Source organism: Caballeronia sp. S22 (assembly GCF_964261745.1).
Taxonomy (GTDB): Bacteria; Pseudomonadota; Gammaproteobacteria; order Burkholderiales; family Burkholderiaceae; genus Caballeronia; species Caballeronia jiangsuensis.
The window spans coordinates 332622-347711 of the sequence record NZ_OZ180040.1 but is presented as its reverse complement, the minus strand read 5'-3'; the positions used below and the strand labels follow the sequence as shown (position 1 = coordinate 347711).

Below are 15090 nucleotides of genomic sequence, written 5' to 3'. Positions count from 1 at the left end.
CGGATGCGCGGCGCAAAAAATCGCCGGGGCGAGTTCCTCGGGCAACGCGGCGTCGGCGGCGTTAACGCCATCGGGGAAGAGTTGATGCGCTTCGTCGAAAATTATCCAGTTCGGGCGGCCGGTGAGTGCGCGCGCCGACTGCATCTGTGCGAGCAGCGCGGCGCAAATAGAGGACGTTCATCGAAGGCAAGCTGCATCAGATTCGCAATGACCGACTGGCGCGGCTGGCGTAGCAGGCGCATGACGTCCACGCCTTTTGGCGCGTAGTCCCCATCGCCGATCATGAGCGCCTGCTCCATGTCCTCGAAGTCGCCTTCCGGGTCGAGCGCGCAGAACTGGTAGCCCGCCGCGCAAAGCCGCTCCATCAGGCCGGCGAGCAGCGTGGATTTTCCGCCGCCCGATCGCCCTGCGATCAGCGCGACCGTGCCCGATTGCGCCAGCGCTTCGGTGACGTCGTTGCGTTGCCCGATCGTCACGCTGCCGCGTGCACGCGCTGCGTCGACGCTCGCGAGATCGTCCGCGAGAATTCTATCGATCAGTTCCACCGCGCCAGGCCCGTCCTCGCCCGCGAGCACGACATCCGCGTGCGACTTGAGCGCACCGAGCGCGTTCCCGACCGCCGCCGAGAACTTGCACGCGTCGAGCAGCGGACGATCGTTTTGCGCATAGCCCACGCCGACGGCGTTGCGCGGCGAAAGCGACAGCACATCGAGCGCCGCGATGAGCCCGCTCGCCTTGCTAATGCCGGGTGCGAGGATATCACTGCATCGCCGTTGAAGACGACGTGCAGATCGAGCCCGAGTTCGCGAATCGCGTCGTGCGCGTCTTCATCGTAGGGACGCGACGTCGAGACGAGCGTTTCGCTGACGCTGAGATGTTTGACGCCTCGGCGGCGCATCGCATCGACGAAAGCGGGCGGCGGCGGACCGAGCAAAGTACGCTCCCGCGTGGCGGGCATATAGAGCACGCCGCCGTTTTCCGCGACGACGCACGCAAAGCGATCGACGCGATCGCACAGGCTAAGCAGATCGTTGAGCTCGCGGCCGGTCACGAGCGCGATTTGACGCCCTGATGCACGCAGCCGGTACACGGCATCCCACGTCGTATCGTCGATGCGGCCGTGGCGGGCAAGTGCGCCCTCGCAATCGCTTGCGAGCACCATGCAGCGCATTCAGGCCTCCGTCAGTGTTCGTCGCGCGGCGCGCGCGCGGCTCAGCCGCTCGTAGATGTCTACGTAAGCGCGCGCCATGCGCTCCGCGGTGAAGCGCCGTTCGAAGGCGTCGCGGCACGCGCGGCGGTCGATGTCCGAAAGACGCGCGACGGCATCGGCCGCTTCGTCTGCATCGCGCACGATAAAACCGTTCACGCCGTCTTCGACGATTTCCGGCACCGAGCCACGCGCGTACGCGATAACAGGCGTGCCGCACGCGAGCGCTCCGATCATCGCGATGCCGAAGGGCTCGGGCCAGTCGATGGGAAAGAGTAAGCCGCGTGCCCCTGCGAGCAGACGATGCTTTCCGGCGTCGTCGAGTTCGCCTTGGAAATCGATGAACGGTGCATCGATGAACGGCGCCACCGCGCGCTCGAAGAACGGTCGGTCGGCGTCGTCGATCTTCGCCGCGATTTTCAGCGGCACGTTCGCGCGCCGCGCGATACAAATCGCAGCGTCCGGTCCCGTCGACGACGCGATCCGCCCGACGAATGCCAGATGGCCATCCGCGTGAGCGTGGATGGAAGCAGCGTCGCGGGCATTCCGTGCGGCACGGTGCCTATCCAGCCGGCCCACGGCAAGGGCGCGCGCTGCGCGTTCGAGATCGATACGAGTGGCACGTCGGCAAAGCGGCGGTAGAGCGGATCGAGCCCAGGAACATCGAGGCGCCAGTGCAGCGTCGTGACATGCGCGGCATCGAGCCGGCGCGTGTACGGAAAGCCCATGTAGTCCGTATGAAAATGCACGATGTCGAACTGGCCCGATGCGCGTACTACGTCTTCGAGCATCGCGAAGTGAAAGGCCTGCGGATCGGCAGTGTCCTCGACGAGCCGCACAGCGTATGGCGCGCCCGCCACGAGCTTCGCGCGCGTTTGGGAATCCGTGCTGGCGAACGGAGTGACGTCGTGGCCCATTTTGACAAGCTCTTCAGTCAACCAGGATACGGCACGCTCGATGCCACCGTAGCGGGGAAGACCGCCGAAGCGAAGTGTCATCGACGTCGTGGTGATGGACGGGAACGTCTATCTCGGCGACTTCGGCGATCATCTCGCACCCGAGATCGAATCGAGGATCAACCGGTGGACACTTACATGACCGCGAGACCAAGTGGAGGAACTCTACCAAAACCTGCTTGACCTAGCCGTCGAATATCGCGTAAGAAACAATTCATTTTAGTGAAATAGTTTCCTTTATAGCGGCGGTAAAACGGCCAAGCTGGGGTTCGACTGTGGATGCGCAAGACCCGATTCGGCCCGCCATGTCATTGAGCTCTGGGTTGGGACCAATAAGACGTCACAATCCGAAGGGAAACGTCTCTGGCATCTCATGCACTCCTTGCGAAGCCTCGATAGCAGTGATCGCGCGGGTCTTCTCGAACCAAACGAACGCGTCGAACTGCGCCGGCAGTTCGGCTTCAGCGTAGTGGCTATACAACTCGGTTTCCGGCCGATAAATCACGCCGATAAAGCGCTCCAACCGCCTCTCTGTTAGTGCCTCGCGAAGCGCCTCGACGCCATTCGGCCAAAGGTTGAGGAGACACGGACTTACGCCAGCGAGATGGAGTTGATATTCGTAGCTGTCGGCGCGCGACGGACGCACTTGCATAGTCTGCATCGGTCCATCCCAGACGGACGCGGCCGCGACCGTTCCAGTATGTGTCCCGAATCCGATCAACGCCGCTTGATCGCCGAAGCGCTCGCGGCACAACTGGCCCACGTTAAGTTCGCCGCGTACGCGGCCCATCTCCGTTGCGGATGCATCGCCTAGATGCGAGTTGTGCGCCCAGACGACCGCACGGGCACCCGGGCCCCGTGCGTCGAGCAGGCTTTCCAGCGTATTGAACATATGCGTGTCTCGGAGATTCCAGCTCTCGGCCGAGCCGCTATACATCGCGCGATAGTACTGCTCCGCGGACGCAATGAGCCGGGCGTTATTTGTAGCGTCGAGCAGGCCGGGGTCACTGACGGGTAACGCGAGGCGCTTCTCCAGCAGATCGCGCAACTGGGCGACCACGGCCTGCTCGCATTTGCCGAAGCCTGCTTGCCATGCTGCGCGGCCATAAACCGCAGGGTTCTTTTGCCACGGCGTAAGGCATCCGTAGCGTTCACGAGCAATGCGGGCTGCTTCGGGATCGTTGGCGTCGAGATAGGCGAGCACAGCAGCGATAGACTCCGAGAGGCTATAGAGATCGAGCCCGTAGAAAGCAGCCTGGCGTTCGCCCGGAAGTTCGCCATTGTGCTGCCGTAGCCAAGCGACGAACGCCGAGAATTCGGCGTTGCGCCACATCCATGTGGGGAAGCGCCGGAACGGTCGAGCCTCGGGCCGCGCGCTCGGGCGCCCGCGCACATGCTCGTCGATGATCGCGGCGTCGGGCCAGTCGGCCTCCACCGCTATGATGTTAAAGCCATGCCGTTCGACCAGACGTCGCGTGACCGCGGCACGCGCTTCATAGAATTCGGCGGTCCCATGGCTTGCTTCGCCGAGCAATACCACGCGCTTGTCGGCAAATCGATCGAAGGCTGCTGCGAAATCCGGGGCGTCCAACGTAGGTAGACGTACGGCCGAGGCGCGTATTAGCTCAGGCAAGGAACGTAATGCCGGCTTCGCTACGTCGGGCTGGGTCGGTTGAACATCCGGCTCCTCGCTCCAACCAGCTGCGCCGATTAACGGCACGAACATCACGCTGCCGAGATCTTCTTGCTCGAAACCTTCATTACTAATGCGCGTTAGCTTGACAAGACGCTGCGCTTCACGCGCATCGCCCACCGGCATGATCAGCCGTCCGCCGATTTTTAACTGTTCACGCCAAGCGGGCGGAATATCGGGACCGCCGGCCGCAGCGAGAATCGCATCGAAGGGCGCCTGTTCGGGCAGACCCACAGTGCCATCCGCATGATGCACGGTAACGTTCGTTACGCCGATCGCCAAAAGCAACGCGCGTGCATCGTCGGCCAGTTTTCGATGGCGCTCGATCGTTTCCACCCGTGATGCGATACAGGCTGCAATCGCCGCTGCATACCCCGAGCCGGTGCCGATATCGAGGACGTTGTCATCTGGCTGCAAGGCTGCTGTCTCGAGCATCAGTGCGACGATGTAAGGTTGCGAAATGGTTTGATTCGCCGCGATGGGAAGGGGGCTGTCCTCATAGGCAAACTCGGCAAGCTCCGGAGCGACGAAAGCATGCCGTGGCAACGTGCGCATGCATTCGAGCACCCGGACGCTCGTAATGCCGCGTCCCTTCAGTTGGCGCTCGACCATTTGGTCTCGGGCTTTTGAAAAGGAATCCATAGTCTTTTCGGTCTGAAGGGCAGAGATTGACACGGAAGCAAACGGTGGTCCCATTGTCCGATGCCTCATCCTCCGCTGGTTGAGGTCGAAAATAATGAAAAGGCAATAGGTTCCATTAGGCTCACAGCCAAGCGCGGGCGGCGAGGGCTACGCATCGAAATTGCAGTGCGCCGTTTCCCAGCTTCCAATGCGTTTTGCCGGCAATGCGCCAAGCTCACTGGTTTCGGCACGGTTTATGCGCGCCGAAAGGCCATTGAAGTAGAAAGGGTAACCCTATGAATTTCGATCACTACTTGGACAGACAAATGCACGCGCCTGATGTGGATCCAGATCCGCCCTTGCCGCCAGACAGCGAACCCGATCCGGTCCCACCAGATGGCGCGCCGCGTCCGATCGGAGATCCGCCCGGCACGAAACCGCCCGAACATGCCCGATACCGTTTTTTGCCGCGACTTACGGCCCGCTGCATTTGTACGCCAGTACGATCACGCAACGGGCGCTAGGAATGTGAGCTTGAGGACATTCTCAGAGCACAGCGGTTGAAGACCGGCGCGACGGGCGCCCAGTTCGTGTCGTCCTTCCGACGCGTGACGAGATTGATTCACTCGCGTCCAGACTGACGGTCGAAACCATTGACGAATAGTGAATAAGCCTCCGTGGTACAGCCTCTCGGATGGAGCAAATCCGCAGCGCGTTTCGTTCAATCGGTACGATGGTGCCGACGAACTGCGCCGGGAATCGATGCTCGGGCTCGGTAACGGGCTACTTTTTGTTCGAAGCAGTGCGCCAGAGCAGCGGCTTACACGCGTCGCGTCGCCGAAGAATGCGAAGCAAGCGGATCCCATACGCACTATCCCGGCATATACCGCGCGGGTTTATATAACTCGCTGTCGAGCGAAACTGAGGGCGAGCCCGTGCGCGAGACGTTCGTGCCGCGTCTGCCGGATGCGAGCGTGCTCGCAGTCAGACGCGCAGGTGGGACGTGGCTTGGCACCGACACAGCCGAAGTGCTTTGCTACCGGCAGGCCCTTGACACGCGCAATGCGCGCGTCTTGCGCACGCTCGTGCTGCGAGAGGAAGATGTGACGACGCGCATCGATGAAATCCGGTTCACGAGTTTCGCGAGTCCTTCAATCTTCGTCATCATGTGGCGGGTCACCGCTTGCGACTGGAGTGGTGAGCTCGAAGTCGTCGATGGTATCGACGGCGCGGTTCGCAATTCGATCAATGAAAGAGAACAACAGTTTGGCGGTCGGCATCTCGGCCAGCTCGTTCACCATTTGGGACCGGACGGCATGCTGGTGCTGACAGCAAAGCTAACGGGCGCAAGCGTGGATATCGCGCTTGGCACGCGCACGAAAGTTCACTGTCAAAACCGAGACAATTCCGACACCGTTCACAGCTGGGCCGATGAACAAGCCTGCTTCCGATCCTCTTGCTCGCGCGTGGACGAAGGCGGGACGGTGACCATCGCCAAAACAGTCACGGTACATACATCGCGCGATCCGCTTGTGCTTGATCCCGTCGAAACAGCGCTGGCTGATCACAACGCGTATCCTTACGCCGCATCGCGTGGACTTGATAACAACGCTTACACCAATGTCATGGCGATGTGGACGCTCCTCACTGCATGCGAAGCGCTCGAGCGCCTGTCAAAAGCGGATTATGCCGCGCTCGCCTGCCGGATTGCATTGGGCAAGGACGAACCGCGGCGCTGGGCAGAGATCGCGAAACTACTCTTTGTGCCCTTAACCGAAAACGATGTAATTGAGCAGTTCGAAGGCTTCGATAGTTTGCGCCGCTATCACAACCCGAGACAGGCAACACCGCCATACCAGCGAACCGATTGGGCTTCCGAGCGCAACGGTGACACTGTCGATGCATGGCAGATCGTCAAGCAGCCCGATGTACTGATGCTGTTTTACCTACTCGGCCAGCGACGCGTCGTTGCTCTGCTGCGCAACGCAGGCTACAAATTCAGCGAGGCCGCTGCGAGACGCACGATCGACTACTATCTTGCGCGCATCACGCAGGAGTCGACCTTGTCAAAAGTCGTTTGCGCAGGCGCGATCGCGCCGTCTGACAAGGAGCTTTCGCTACGGTATTTAAGGCCGCACACGCGACAGATTTCATGCCGAGGAGGGGCAGCGCGAAAAAGGGCGTTCACTTGGGCGCAATGTCCGGAGTCCTGGATGTCCTTGTGCGCCAGTATGCCGGCATAGAATTTGCGAACGACGCGATTTTGCTCAGGCCATGCTGGTCACAAGACTTACCGCCTGTCCGTGTGTCGCTACGATTTCAGCAGCAATTGCTTCGGCTGCATGCGACTCCCGAATTCACCACGCTGCAGGCAGATAAAAAGAACCGCCGGACAGTAAAATTTGCACGGGTCACATCGCCCACGGGCTCGCGCCTGGAGGAACCTTTTCGTCGATGTGCTAGCCGCCAAGGCACGGCCTATGCTGCCTTCTAGTTCACTTTCCTACCTCCCTAGAGGAGAACATCGTGCCATTAAAGAAAGGTACATCTCGCGATACGGTCTCAAAGAACGTGAAGACGGAAGTGAAGCATGGGAAGCCGCAAAAGCAGGCGGTCGCTATCGCGTTAAACGAAGCTCGGAAGTCGGGAAAAAAGATACCAAAGAAGGACAAGTAAAAGCCGCCGACCCGACGAACGATCGATTTCCGCCAAAGGAACCGGTAAGAAGCGACGTGCATCATCATGCCAATTAACCTGCTCACCCCGACCGGCGCCACTCAGCCGGCGGTCCGACTGTCGGGGCTGCTGTGGTGCCAGATTCGCTCCTGATATGCACTGCCCCGCAATGCTGCGAAAGAGCCGCCTCAAATCGGCGGAATGCCATCGCATGAATATTGAACTCCACCTATTGCTGGCGCGGAGCTTGCGCGCCAGCAATTTCCGTTTGCCTTCTTTCGGAGCGACAAAATGAGCGCAGACGACGTAAATTTGAGCAGAGCGGGCGCGAACGTCTTGGGCGGCGAAATCGGCGGAGGCCCTGGACCAGAGATAACGGTAGCGGCCACGCTCGCCGGCATTTCGGTCCATTCAGCAGAGGGCGAAGAAATAGGAAAAGTCTCTGACATCATGCTGGAAGTACGCAGCGGGAGGATCGCATATGCGATCCTGTCTGAAGGCGGTCTCCCTGGCGTACGGCCCAAGCTACATGCCATCCCTTGGAGTGACAGCGCGGTCGGAGACATCGCGCTCGCTCTCATTGTGGCGATTGTCCTAGCGCCGTTGGCGCATTGGACCTGTCTAATGTCGGCAAATAAAGGCATACTTTTTGACTGTTAAACCATTAACGGTCCCGGTAGCTGTAGCTGCTCAAAAATGCGATGTTCTACAAAGCGTCTTTGCAAGTTAGCGAGGAGAGAGAGTTTGGCACGGCGGCCGCGGCAGCGCCTCTCCTTCAACGAACGCCACACCGCACCGCATTGCAAAAGAGTACGCAGCGTCGGAGCTTGCGAAGTAGCCAAACGTGCCCAGTGACGTTGACTCGCCATCCTCTTCGAGAATGAACACTTTGGCGACATACAGATTTCCTTCTCTTTCAACTGACGCTTCTATAGCAACGTCGCCGTGCTGATAGCGATGCATCGTTCATTTTCTCCAGAAGGGTCAAACCGGATAGTCGAAAACAGTTTCACGAATTTTCTGCAGAGCCAGTATTTTGAACACCACGACGTAGGACTGACGCGGCATCGCCGACCGCTGCAGCCGGAAAACGACGCGCGTTGTAGGATCAGTGGCTTGCTGCTGCAGGGGCGCCGCTCGACGGACCACGGGAAAACTTGTTTGCGATGATCGTCGAGGCTGTCGGTGCCGATGCTGCATATCCGGAGCTGTCCCCGCACCGGTTTCTGAATTGCGTTTGCTCCCTGCGGTAATCGACAAAAATTACAAGAATGATTGCAAGCTGACTGGATTGTTCGGGATGGCATCGGACATGCTCTCACCTCACGGATTTCACCGAACCGACGCTTTAACGCTTGGGTTCGGACGGCGATGAGACGGAGGATAACGTGGACGCTGCATCACCTTCGGCGCTAGTAGCGAGATCGCCTAGGGCGAGGATACCTAACCTATCAGACGCTTGTCACGATTGACAACGGGCACCCTTCGAATCTGAGCGTCTTCCATTTTCTTTTGGACGTCGCTGAGGTCGTCGTCTTCGAAGCACCAGTTGACGGACTCTGTGACGACCTCTTGCACGGATGCGTCGGGACCCGGCTTGAGCATTCCTTCAACAAGGCCAGTCCACAGCGAGCCGGCCGTTGGCTAGAGGGCAGGGCGCCCGCGGGTGTGATGTTTGCTACATTCAGGAGAGCCGCCCGCGCATATCAACTGCGTCGACTTCAGCGTCAAGGGAGCCATCGTGCAACGCGAACCCGATCCGGCTAGCACGGACAAGTCCGTCCCCAGCACTTCCCGTACCGACTGCCAAGATGCGCCCGTCGACGGCAATGACTCTTCCGGTACAAAGCAGACGCAACTGGATCAAAGCGTGAAACCAACGCATGAGCCATCGGAAAATGCACTGCCCTCGACGCAGGAAAGAACGCTCTGCCGCCGGGATATTAGACCGTGATTCCATGGCAAGCGCTCATCGCGGCCGCGCTCAGTTGCGCAGTCGTCTGCTATACGCACTACGAGATTCCGGCGTTTACTCGCGGGACAGGCAAACGACACAGTGCACATCTCGTTCTGGTCGCAGTCGGCCTGGCATTCGGCGCGATGCGTGCGCATACGCTTGACTTTCCGACGCCGGGGTGGCTGATCGTGCTGCTTGGCTTCGGCGCGGCCATATGCCTGCCGCAGCGATCCTTGCTCTCAAGCGATTACGCGGTTCAGGAAAGTCGTGAACCTAGCGTCGCAGTGGTCAATAAGTACCGACGCTGAGCCAGCATCTGCTCGCATTTACCGCCGCGCCGCGGTGGGTACGGCGGTTGCGCCACAGTAGGGTATCCCATCGAGGAGGAAAATCATGACCGTACAGAATCCGACAACAGGCGCAGGCGGCCAAGGCGCAGACATTGTGGGTGGCGGTGTGGGAGAAGGACCGGGGCCGGAAATCATGGCAGCCGCTACGCTGGATGGCAATCAGGTTCGCTCCTCCGACGGCGAAGATATCGGCAAAATTTCGGACATCATGCTCGACGTGCGGGGAGGACGGATCGCCTACGCTGTGCTGTCCGAAGGCGGTTTTCTCGGTATGGGCACCAAGCTTCACGCCATTCCATGGAACGCATTGACGCTCGATACCGCAGAAAAGTGTTTCCGCGTCAATCTCACCGCCGAGCAAATCAAGAACGAGCCGGGATTTGACAAGGATAACTGGCCTTCAATGGCAGACGTACAGTGGGGCACGAACCTTCACCAATACTACAATCGTGAGCCTTATTGGACGGGTCGCGGAGGGATCGGCACTGGCGTCGGGGACGTTTGACGGTGGATTCAAACATTGCCGTCTGTATGAGTGCTGCCCAAAGTTCCGGGCCCGTACTATAGGAGGAATCAAATGACCTCGGTAGCTGAAGTGATGACACGCGATGCGGTTACTCTCGGTCCGACGGAGAGCATGCGGCAGGCAGCTAAGATTATGGATGAGCTTAACGTCGGCGCCCTGCCGATCTGCGATGGAGAAAAGCTCGTCGGCATGCTGACGGATCGCGATATCGTAGTGCGCGGCGTTTCCGCTGGAGCGAGCGTCGACACTCCGATCGAATCGCTTCTCAGTGAGCCGGTCGCCTGGTGCTTTGAAACTGACGATGTCGCGGATGTGCAAGAACGAATGGCCCGAGAACAGATCAGACGTATGCCGGTCGTCGACAATCAAAAGCATCTAATCGGGATCATCGCGATCGGAGATATCGCAACGAACGCGGACGGGCAGATCTCTTCGACTATAGCGGCGGTATCGGCGCCGTCGAAGCCGGACCGCTGAACGCGACAGGACGCAACCGCATGTCAGATCCGACTATCCCTGAAGCGCCTCCGACGAATGCACCGCCGCCTCATCGGCCGGCTGATGTGCCGGATGTCGGCTAGCCGGAGCGGGAACCCGGCCAGCAGCGCGGTACGACAGGAAATAATGTGCCGCCGACAGCGCCGCGTTTGCTTTCTTTTCGCACGCGGCGCATGTCGAACCTTCAAGGAGCGTGCGATGCGGTCACAGGTGAGCATGAGATCCCGACGGATTAGTCAACACCAACAAGCTTATTCGCAGCGTCAATAAGTACCGACGGTACCAAGCGTCTGTTCGCTTCTAGCGCAGCGCCGCCGTGTGCTACCGGTCTCGGATACGCGCGACTGATTCCTTCGTCGGTATGCTTGCAAGGTGCCCTTTCGGAGGCGGGTCGGCGCAAGGACGTGTTTTTGGCGATCCTGGCCCACGAAGGCCGGAACCCGCTGGTACCGATCCGTAACGACGCACGCGACTTGGAAAGTCTGCCACCGCAGATCCAGTGGAAGCAGGGGCATCGTTGAACGGCAAAGCCGTACCTTTCCGATCTCGTTGATGGCCTGCTCGACGCGTCGAGGAGCCCAGCCGCTCGCTGATGCGCGGCGGCGTCGACGGTCAGTCGGTCTCGCCAGCGAGCACGTTCGTGTGGATGGTGATCTGACGCGGCTCACCGGTCGTCTTCAATCTGCTCGACAACGCCATCAAATATCCGGCTGATGGCGGCGACATCCGCGTCGGGATTCAACTTGTACAGCATGCGGCGATGTTGCTCGTGGAGGACATCGAGATCGGGGTTCCCGCACGCGATTTGCCTCACATCTTCGATCCTTTCGTTCAGGCTGGTTTCGTAGGCCAAGAACACCCAGCATGGTCGGACTCGTTTTGTCCGGGCCTATTGGATGCAGATCCCGCTAAGAGGGACCGTTCGCCGATATACATTCTTGTGCAGCCATGGTACGAAAGTGTACTCGTCGTACGCGTTGCTGCCGATAACTATCCAGTTATGCAGAGCATTCGCCATGACATTTTTCTCCCTGAAACAATGATTTGCCGCGGAACGCCGAATTGGATCCCTGGATTCCGACCCGCAGTAGGCGCCTCCGGCGGATTGTCTTCGCTTGCTGAGATCGCCGCAAACGGTGTGCCGCGTCGATGCAGCTTGCCTCGCGTCGCGATCGGCAACCTTGGCTCGTCCGCATCCCCATCCGGTTCAGCAACGCGGCGATGTCCTGATCAGGCCATTGGGTAACCCTGCCGCAGATTGCCGCAGATAACTGAAAGCGCTTCGTCAGAGGTGCTGCACCCATTCCAAACTATCTACCGCTTTCTGCCTCGCGGGTACGCTCGATCGCAGCGCTTCTCGAAAACTTTAACTCGAGAGTGCCGAGTTTGGCACAGTCTTGGGGTTATGTTGCCGGTCGGAATATCTCGAAGGTGTCAGGGTCCTGCCTTTCGGTGATGAATTTCGCGAAGAAATTGGTTTTGGCGCAATTCACGAGAAATTCGGGCAGGCATTGCCGTAGTGCATTGGCGACGACCAACTCCGATGGAGGGATGCCGGGGCGGGTCAAACAGCCGGCCGAGCCTGATGCGGTGTTGGTCGTGGATGTCAAAGAGAGTGAACCAAACCGTGCGAGGCCATTTCGGTCGGCTTGACCGCCGTCATAGACGGCGTGACGGCGTCGTACCCGATCGGATCTGGCGCGTGGAATCTGCGAAGCCAACGAAAAGAGGTCAGCGAGCCCGGCCGGCACGCTGGCCGTTTCAGCTACGCTGGCGACGTTGCCACCCGATCGGAGTTGTTATGCGACTGATCATCGAGGCTCGCCTAGAGGGCGGGGAAACGAGTGAGACTGAAGCGACGATTGTTGCTGTGGTGGAACGAAAAGACCGCAGCCTCACCGACTTGGGACTCACGCTTGCCGAAGGTCGCGCCTTGCTCGCCGAGGTTCAATCGTTTTTGGTGTCCGAGCAGACTTCCGGGTGGCTGCAAAGCCAAATGGCATGCCACCGTTGCGGCTCGGTGCTGGCACACAAGGACGCCCGGTCGATCGTGCTGCGAACCGTGTTTGGCAAGGTCGACGTCCCGAGTCCGAGGCTGTGGGCGTGCAGCTGCGCGGCAAAGCCAGGGCAACCGCGCCGCTCCGTGAGCCCGCTGTGCAAGGCCGTTCACCAGCGTGTGACGCCGGAATTGGAGTACCTTCAGGCCAAGTGGGCCGCGCATCTACCCTACCGTCAGGCCACTGAGCTGCTTCGAGAGGTCCTTCCGCTGGACAAAGGAATTTCCTTCGGTAGTACTCGCCGTCGAATCCTCGCCGTCGGTAGCGCGCTGGACGCGAGATCCAGCGCGATATCGCGTCTGGACCAAAAGCGGTCAGCGCAGAGCAGGTTCGCGAGTCGACCACCGTCGGCTGCGTGAGCGTCGACTCGGCGTGGCTGAGCTTCAGCAGCAGCCCCAAGAGCCGCAAGGCGGCGCGCGATCTTGCGGAGCTGACATCACCTTGGGCGCAGAAGTTGACGCGGAATCGACATGTCAACGTCGTGGCAGGTCGTGCAACTCTTGCAGATCGCACCCCGCGTCTCTACGCGTAGGTGCATAAGCTGGTGCCATCGGCGCCCGCACGGCTGGACCAATTTCTCTTTGCAAGCGGCGTGGCTCCAGACGAACGAGTTACCGTGATCAGCGATGACGCTGGCGAATTCGGCAAGGCTGTGGACGGCAGCCAGCTCGCCAGGGGAAGGGTCCTGGACTGGTTTCACATCGCGATGAAGTTCAAGGCTGCCAAGAACTCGGTTTTAGGAAGCCAGACGATAGTGCCCCACGAGCGAATCGCTGCAGAGACGGAGATCGATCACGCCAAGTGGCTAGTTTGGCATGGAAAGGGCCGGCAATCGGTGTCCCGCATCGAGGCCCTCGATGCCACGCTGTTGGCGAAGGAAGGCTATGAGTTCTCGACGTTGTACTGGAACCTGCGCCGCCTGTACTTCTACATCGAGAACAATGCCGGTACGCTGATGAACTATGGCATGCGCTATCACAAGGGGCTACCGATCAGCAGTAGCATTGCCGAGTCCGCGGTGAACCAGGTAGTCAGCCATCGCATGGCGAAGAAGCAACAAATGCGATGGACGGACGAGGGAGCGCACTGCCTGGCACAGGTCAGAGTTGCTGTTCTCAACGAAGAATTTTCGGTTGAGAAACTCGCCTGGTTGACCAAGCCTTCTGCAGCTGCAAACTCGCCGAGTGCGTACCGAGCGGCGTGAACTGACGTCCCACGGTTTGGTTCACTCTCTTTGACATCCTCCCGCGTGAGGAGATTCGATCATGAGTGACGTCTACTTCGGAACAAATTTCTTTGCCGACCTCGAGCGCATGCAGCGGCAGCTCTCGGGACTGTTCGATGGTCTACCCTCCAGTCTACTGGTCGACCAGCATCGGCACCTTTCTACGCATTAATATTGGTTCGACCGGCGACAAGGCTGACCTCCGAACCGGCGACGCGATTGACGTCGATCAATAAGTGCAGTCGATGCCATGAGGATAACTTAATTGAACGGGGCGCTGCCGGGGGCGCGCCTGTGATCGTTGCATACGCGGCGGTGTTCGCGAGCAAAACGCGTAAGTAGGGAGGTCTTGGTCATGAACACGCGACGGATAGCACTTGCGATCGCGGCTGCCGCGGCCGTTTTCTGGTCAAACGACGCACTTGCAGCCAGTTCGCCAGTTAAGACTTTGCCTCTGCAGGACGACATCTGGATTACCGGGACTATCCAGCGGAGCAACGGGCAGTATGCGCCGGGCGAGTCTACAACGATCCTTCTGGATCGGCCCGCGAGCTCGCCCTGCAATAACAAGGTGATTACCGATATCCTGCTCGGCGAACGCGGCGCGCCAGCCCCGACTCTTCTGCTTCCCTACCTGGACCAGCGGGTCGTGGTCAGGGGGCGCGTGACATGCCCCAAATCAGGCATTCAGTTTTCGCCGCAGCCAGACATCGTTTTTCCAGTTTGGTAGAGAGGCTCCGATGTGCGGGCCGAGCCGACCCGTCGCTCGTTCGATTTTCGCTGTCACTCGGCTGCGGATAGAGAAGTCGTTCCCTGGCGCCTCCCAGGCTAGCTGGGGACAGCCTGAAAAACATTGGAAGCGCAAAGTTGTGCGCGTTACTGCAGTGGCGGCACGACGCCCAGCTTCTCCGCCAGCATTCTTTCGTAGACACCGAAGTGCAGATTGACTTCTTCCTGGGTGACCGCGGTCACGGAGAGATTGATCTGCGCGGGCTGCAGGCCCAAGACCGTCGCGATCGCCGCCTCTAGGTGCGGGGCGCATAACCGGTCGTCGGCGAACGTCGTGCCCACCGCAATCTCGTATGCAGATTCCGGTTGAAGTACCACTTCGACCAGCCGCGCGCGGGCGCTCATGTTGTTGTCGATCGCTAGCCGGATCACTTCGACCGCCGTGCGCATCGTCTCTGTCGGGAAACCCTTCGTCGCGCGCAGCCGGAGCCGGTGCCGGCCCAGCGTCAGCCAATCGTTCTCGAACTCCACGGTATCCTCCCATCATCTGTCAGGCGCGTCGTCAAGAATAGGGACTCGGTCGGCGCAATTCAAG

General features: G+C 59.8%; 15 protein-coding genes and 3 pseudogenes. 11 read left to right on the top strand and 7 right to left on the bottom strand.

The features are described 5' to 3' along the window. Window positions 1-101: 101 nt before the first annotated feature. Complete coding sequence (locus ACEN42_RS39905) at window positions 102-722, bottom strand: HAD hydrolase family protein (protein ID WP_371884676.1); 621 nt, start codon at window positions 720-722, stop codon at window positions 102-104. A 62-nt stretch (window positions 723-784) separates the two neighbouring features. Between ACEN42_RS39905 and ACEN42_RS39900 the strand changes: the two genes are divergently transcribed. After that, window positions 785-1072: a hypothetical protein gene (locus ACEN42_RS39900; RefSeq protein ID WP_371884702.1), complete on the top strand. Its 288-nt coding sequence runs from the start codon at window positions 785-787 to the stop codon at window positions 1070-1072. On the opposite strand, the pseudogene ACEN42_RS39895 reads toward ACEN42_RS39900, so the two are convergent. The 3 genes and pseudogenes from ACEN42_RS39895 to ACEN42_RS39885 all read right to left on the bottom strand — a co-directional run. Further along, window positions 1022-1162: pseudogene (locus ACEN42_RS39895) on the bottom strand (hypothetical protein); the annotation flags it as partial. The gene ACEN42_RS39900 and the pseudogene ACEN42_RS39895 sit on opposite strands and share 51 nt — an antisense overlap. Before the next feature lie 9 nt (window positions 1163-1171). Then, window positions 1172-2205 (bottom strand): annotated as a pseudogene (locus ACEN42_RS39890) (glycosyltransferase family 4 protein). A gap of 298 nt (window positions 2206-2503) precedes the next feature. Then, window positions 2504-4498, bottom strand: a complete 1995-nt coding sequence (locus ACEN42_RS39885; protein WP_371884564.1) for a protein-L-isoaspartate(D-aspartate) O-methyltransferase — start codon at window positions 4496-4498, stop codon at window positions 2504-2506. An 860-nt stretch (window positions 4499-5358) separates the two neighbouring features. Here ACEN42_RS39885 and ACEN42_RS39880 point away from each other — a divergent pair. The 3 genes from ACEN42_RS39880 (at window position 5359) to ACEN42_RS39870 (ending at window position 7813) form a co-directional block, all read left to right on the top strand. Beyond that, complete coding sequence (locus ACEN42_RS39880) at window positions 5359-6720, top strand: hypothetical protein (RefSeq protein ID WP_371884675.1); 1362 nt, start codon at window positions 5359-5361, stop codon at window positions 6718-6720. Window positions 6721-7003: 283 nt separating this feature from the next. Further along, on the top strand, window positions 7004-7153 hold the full coding sequence (locus ACEN42_RS39875) for a DUF6496 domain-containing protein (protein ID WP_371884563.1): 150 nt from the start codon (window positions 7004-7006) through the stop codon (window positions 7151-7153). 291 nt (window positions 7154-7444) lie between these two features. Next, window positions 7445-7813 carry a PRC-barrel domain-containing protein gene (locus ACEN42_RS39870; RefSeq protein WP_371884562.1) on the top strand — a complete coding sequence of 123 codons (369 nt, stop codon included), beginning with the start codon at window positions 7445-7447 and terminating at the stop codon, window positions 7811-7813. Between the two features lie 66 nt (window positions 7814-7879). On the opposite strand, the gene ACEN42_RS39865 is transcribed toward ACEN42_RS39870, so the two are convergent. Together ACEN42_RS39865 and ACEN42_RS39860 are read right to left on the bottom strand one after the other, a co-directional pair. After that, window positions 7880-8116 (bottom strand): hypothetical protein, encoded by a 237-nt coding sequence (locus tag ACEN42_RS39865; RefSeq protein ID WP_371884561.1) that lies wholly within the window; start codon window positions 8114-8116, stop codon window positions 7880-7882. 385 nt (window positions 8117-8501) lie between these two features. Next, window positions 8502-8743: pseudogene (locus tag ACEN42_RS39860) on the bottom strand (CBS domain-containing protein); the annotation flags it as partial. Window positions 8744-9503: 760 nt separating this feature from the next. Between ACEN42_RS39860 and ACEN42_RS39855 the strand changes: the two are divergent. The 7 genes from ACEN42_RS39855 (at window position 9504) to ACEN42_RS39825 (ending at window position 14496) form a co-directional block, all read left to right on the top strand. Further along, window positions 9504-9965, top strand: a complete 462-nt coding sequence (locus ACEN42_RS39855; protein ID WP_371884560.1) for a PRC-barrel domain-containing protein — start codon at window positions 9504-9506, stop codon at window positions 9963-9965. Between the two features lie 72 nt (window positions 9966-10037). After that, window positions 10038-10463 (top strand): CBS domain-containing protein, encoded by a 426-nt coding sequence (locus ACEN42_RS39850; RefSeq protein ID WP_371884559.1) that lies wholly within the window; start codon window positions 10038-10040, stop codon window positions 10461-10463. 703 nt (window positions 10464-11166) lie between these two features. Beyond that, window positions 11167-11730, top strand: a complete 564-nt coding sequence (locus tag ACEN42_RS39845) for an ATP-binding protein (RefSeq protein WP_371884674.1) — start codon at window positions 11167-11169, stop codon at window positions 11728-11730. A gap of 555 nt (window positions 11731-12285) precedes the next feature. Then, window positions 12286-12900, top strand: a complete 615-nt coding sequence (locus tag ACEN42_RS39840) for a hypothetical protein (protein WP_371884558.1) — start codon at window positions 12286-12288, stop codon at window positions 12898-12900. A gap of 257 nt (window positions 12901-13157) precedes the next feature. Next, a complete protein-coding gene (locus ACEN42_RS39835; protein ID WP_371884557.1) occupies window positions 13158-13745 on the top strand; it encodes a hypothetical protein in 588 nt (195 codons plus the stop codon). A gap of 61 nt (window positions 13746-13806) precedes the next feature. Beyond that, complete coding sequence (locus ACEN42_RS39830; protein WP_371884556.1) at window positions 13807-13938, top strand: hypothetical protein; 132 nt, start codon at window positions 13807-13809, stop codon at window positions 13936-13938. 183 nt (window positions 13939-14121) lie between these two features. Then, window positions 14122-14496, top strand: a complete 375-nt coding sequence (locus tag ACEN42_RS39825) for a hypothetical protein (RefSeq protein WP_371884555.1) — start codon at window positions 14122-14124, stop codon at window positions 14494-14496. Between the two features lie 146 nt (window positions 14497-14642). Here the strand turns inward: ACEN42_RS39825 and ACEN42_RS39820 are convergent, their stop codons facing one another. Beyond that, window positions 14643-15026, bottom strand: a complete 384-nt coding sequence (locus ACEN42_RS39820; protein ID WP_371884554.1) for a hypothetical protein — start codon at window positions 15024-15026, stop codon at window positions 14643-14645. Between the last annotated feature and the right edge of the window lie 64 nt (window positions 15027-15090).